Here is a 1583-nt window from a genome sequence, read left to right as displayed (position 1 = left end):
ACGATCGCCGTCCTCGGCTCGTGGAAGGTCAGCCCCTCGGCGATCTGCCGGAACTCCGCCAGCATCGGCTCCATCAGCGGCGAGTGGAACGCGTGACTCACCCGCAGCCGGGTGGCCTTGCCGAAACACGCGGCGGTTCGCAGGACGGCGTCCCCGTCCCCGGCGATCACCACCGACGACGGCCCGTTCACCGCGGCGATGACGGCCCCGTCCTCCAGCAGCGGCTCGACCTCCGCCTCCCCGGCCTGGACCGACACCATCGCCCCGCCCTCGGGCAGGCGCTGCATCAACCGGCCCCGGGCCGCGACCAGCGCGCAGGCATCATCCAGCGACAGCACACCGGCCACATGCGCGGCGGCGATCTCACCGATCGAGTGCCCCACCAGCAGGTCCGGCGTCACACCCCACGACTCCACCAGGCGGAAGAGTGCCACCTCGATCGCGAAAAGCGCCGGCTGGGCGAACTCGGTACGGTCCAGCAGCCCCTGGTCCGCGCCGAACATCACCTCAAGCGGTGACCGCTCCAGCTCGACCGCCAGCCGCGCGAAAACCTCGTCCAATGCGCGGGCGAAGACCGGGAACCGGGCGGCGAGCTCGCGGCCCATCCCGATCCGCTGCGCGCCCTGCCCCGCGAACACCACCGCCAGCGCGCCCGGCGGCCCGGCGACACCACGTGCCGCCTCGGTCACACCGCCGCCGGTGGCCAGCAGCACCGCCCGATGAGCGAACTCCGAGCGCGCCGCCACCAGCGAATAGCCGACATCGACCGGATCCGCGCCGGTCTCGGCCACAAAGGACGTCAGCCGATCGATCTGGGCACCGAGCGCGGCCTCGCTCTTACCGGAGACCACCCAGGGCACCACGACGGGCGCCGTACCCGGTGTCGTACCAGGCTCGGAGGGCTTGGCCGGAGCCTCCGAAGCGGGAAGCTCCGAAGCGGGAGGATCGGACGGCTGCCCCGGCTCGGACACGGGGTCCGGCACCTGCTCGACGATCACGTGCGCGTTGGTGCCGCTGATCCCGAACGACGACACACCGGCCCGCATCGGACGACCAGTGTCCGGCCACAGTCGGCTGCTGGTCAGCAACTCGACCTGACCACCTCTCCAGTCCACTCTGGACGATGGCTCGTCGATGTGCAGTGTGCACGGCAGGGTCCGCTGTTGCATCGCCAACACCATCTTGATCACGCCGGCGACGCCGGCCGCCGCTTGGGCATGGCCGATGACGGATTTCAGTGATCCCAGGAGAAGTGGTGTGCTCCGGTTCTGGCCATAGGTCGCGAGGATGGCTTCGGCTTCGATCGGGTCGCCCAGACGAGTTCCGGTGCCATGCGCCTCGACCACATCGATGTCTTCGGCGCGTAGGCCGGCATCGTCCAGAGCCTGTTCGATGACCCGCTGCTGCGCGAGGCCGTTCGGTGCGGTCAGCCCGTTGGACGCGCCGTCGGAGTTCACCGCCGAACCGCGCACCACCGCCAGCACCTGATGGCCGTTGCGCCGGGCGTCGGAAAGCCGTTCCAGCACCAGCACGCCCACGCCCTCGGCCCATCCCGTGCCGTCGGCGGCGTCGGCGAACGCCTT

1 protein-coding gene is annotated in these 1583 nt (G+C 70.6%); it reads right to left on the bottom strand.

Annotation, left to right across the window (positions count from 1 at the left end):
- Positions 1-1583: type I polyketide synthase (locus ABZU75_RS46400; protein ID WP_355569979.1), on the bottom strand; the 1583-nt coding region annotated here is incomplete at both ends.

Source organism: Streptosporangium sp. NPDC005286, assembly GCF_040607515.1.
In the GTDB taxonomy this organism is placed as follows: domain Bacteria; phylum Actinomycetota; class Actinomycetes; order Streptosporangiales; family Streptosporangiaceae; genus Streptosporangium.
This window is presented reverse-complemented; position numbering and strand designations above follow the sequence as displayed.